General features: G+C 51.0%; 2 protein-coding genes. Both read left to right on the forward strand.

Features of this window, described 5'->3' with window-relative positions; all coding sequences use genetic code 11:
- Nucleotides 1–2309 (forward strand): 3'-5' exonuclease (locus AB7U36_RS22295; RefSeq protein WP_428161795.1); only part of this gene is annotated, 2309 nt, incomplete at its 5' end.
- A gap of 58 nt (nt 2310–2367) precedes the next feature.
- The gene (locus AB7U36_RS22300; RefSeq protein ID WP_428161796.1) at nt 2368–2550 is read left to right on the forward strand and encodes a hypothetical protein; all 183 of its coding nucleotides are present in this window, start codon (nt 2368–2370) and stop codon (nt 2548–2550) included.
- Nucleotides 2551–2563: the final 13 nt, after the last annotated feature.

Consider the following 2563-nt stretch of genomic DNA (forward strand, 5'->3'; position numbering starts at 1 on the left):
ACTACCGTTCAGCACCGGCCATGGTGCAGGCCGTGAATACTATTTTTTCATCAAAGGATAATCCCTTCGGGTTCGAACTCATTCCTTTTTTACCGGTGGGCACACCTGGCACAGCCGTTGACCGGCTGGTCTGCAACGGTGTTCCTGTCCCGCCGGCAACATTTCTGGTTGTGGACACCCAAGGGGTATCTGGTAACAAAAACGGTGTAATAAATAAGTCCGATGCCCAGGATCTCATATTAGACATCCTTGCAAAGGATATGCTTTCCATTTTAAAGGATCCCCATATCTGTCTGCTGGACAAAGACGCTTCGGATGATAAAGACCCGGCAATACCTGTGACACCAGGGGATATGGCTGTGCTGGTGCGCACCAACGCCCAGGCCGAGGCTGTGCAGCAGGCCCTTGTTCAACGGGGTATCCCCTGCTTTTTATCCGGAACCGGGTCTGTGTTTGACGCTGTCCAGGCCCGGGAGCTTTATGACATCCTTTGCGCCGTGGCCAGGCCCGGGGACATGGGCCTGATCAGGGCGGCTCTGGTCTCTTCGGTGTACCAGGCTGATGAGGCGTTTTTAAGGCGTATGAATACCCATGACACCCTTGCAGGGACATGGCAGGACCGGTTTGCAGGCTACAGGCGGATCTGGGAGGAAAAAGGCTTTGTCGCCATGATCACAGCCCTTTTGTACCAGGAGGATGCCCTGCCTTGCCCCTGTGCCCGTATGGATGAACGGGGACTGACCAATGTGTTTCATTTAAAGGAGCTTTTGGCCCAGGCTGCCATGAATCTGGGTAAAGAGACACCGTCTAAAATTGCCCTGCTGATTGAATGGTTTCGAAAACAGCTGTTTGAACAGACCCGGCAGGCAACCGCCGATGAACTGCGCCTGGAAAGCGATGCCCGGGCCGTGGCCATTGTCACCATCCACAAAAGCAAGGGGCTTGAATACCCCCTTGTGTTTCTGCCTTTTTTGTGGCACGCCGGTACCAGCAAGGATAACAATTCACCTGTTTTATTCCATGACCCGGAAGACAATCATGCCCTGGTGCTGGATTTGGGCTCGGAAAACAGGGAACGTGCTCTGCAGCTAAACCGGAACGAAGGGGCTGCCGAGGATATGCGTCTGCTCTACGTGGCCCTGACCCGGGCCTCAGCCGGTGTAAGGATCTTTTGGGGCGGTTTTGCGGGCATTGAAGGCTCGGCGCTGGGACAGCTTTTGCACTCCGGTGGCCTGGGAGATGACCAGTCCCTGCTTGCAGATCTTGAACAATTGTGTGAAACCTCAGGCAAAAGCATTGAAGCCGTCATGCTCAAACCCGATACCCTGCCCGAAGGCCTCTTTGATCCTCAAACGGTTCAGGACACTGATTTTTTTCCAAAAACCATGACCCGGAAGATATCCCCTGCATGGCGCATATCAAGCTATTCAGCCCTGGCTGCGGGGCACAATTATGATCCTGTACAGGACGGGCAAAAGGAGCGGCAGGAGCCAAATCCTGATTTTTTTTTGAGAGATGCCGCACCTGCCATGGATATCGTGCCCCTGTCCACCTTTCCCAAGGGACCGGGGGCAGGTGATTTTTTTCACAAGGTATTTGAAGAAATTGATTTTTGCGATCCTGCTACCATTGAGCCGGCTGTTGTCAGCAACCTTGACCGGTTTGGATTTACCATGCCAAAGGCGGTTCCCGATATCTGCGATGCTGTCAAAGGTATTTTGGCCGCCCCCCTTGATACGGGGCAGGGCAGTTGTTTTTCCCTGGATCAGATTGCGCTGGCCCACCGGCTGGTGGAGATGGAGTTTAATATTACCCTGGACCGGTTTAACCCGGCAGCCCTTGGCAAACTGTTTGAAACGGTTGAAAATAATGGAAAAGATGAAAAAACGGCTGGTTACGGCACCAGGGTCACATCCATGCAGGCAGCCGGGTTCCAGGGGTTTTTAAAAGGATTCATCGATCTTGTGGTCTGCCATGAAGATCAATGGTACATCCTGGACTACAAGTCCAATTACCTGGGGCCGTGTTTCAGTGATTATCATCCCGGGGCGATTGGGGCGGCCATGATCAGCCACGATTATATCCTGCAATATTATCTGTACCTTGGGGCTCTGGACAGGTATTTGAGTTTACGCCTGAAAGATTATAATTATGCGGATCATTTTGGCGGCGTCTTTTACCTGTTTATCCGGGGGATGGCCGGGGGCAAAAACACCGGGATCTATTTTCACCGGCCCGGCAATGAATTTATAAAACAGTTGAGAGGGCGCATTCCCATTTTCCCGGTTTTAAAAAAGCCTATCTTTTAGTGCAAAAAGCATGATATTTTTTGCTAAACTGAAACAATCAAAAAAATGGACTGTGCTGATGAAAAAAGCGGAAGATTGCAATACTGTTGATGAAGCCTATGCTTGCCTGAAAGAACTGGAAAAAGACCCAAATCGCTTGATTCGAAACGCTAAAGAATTGGAACAACTGGAACAGGAAATTCTTGGGTATACGAATCGGATAAGCGCCTTGCTTTTAAAAAAAGTATCCAGGCCTCAGTAGATTCCCCTGATCG

It is taken from the genome of Desulfobacter sp. (assembly GCF_050177295.1).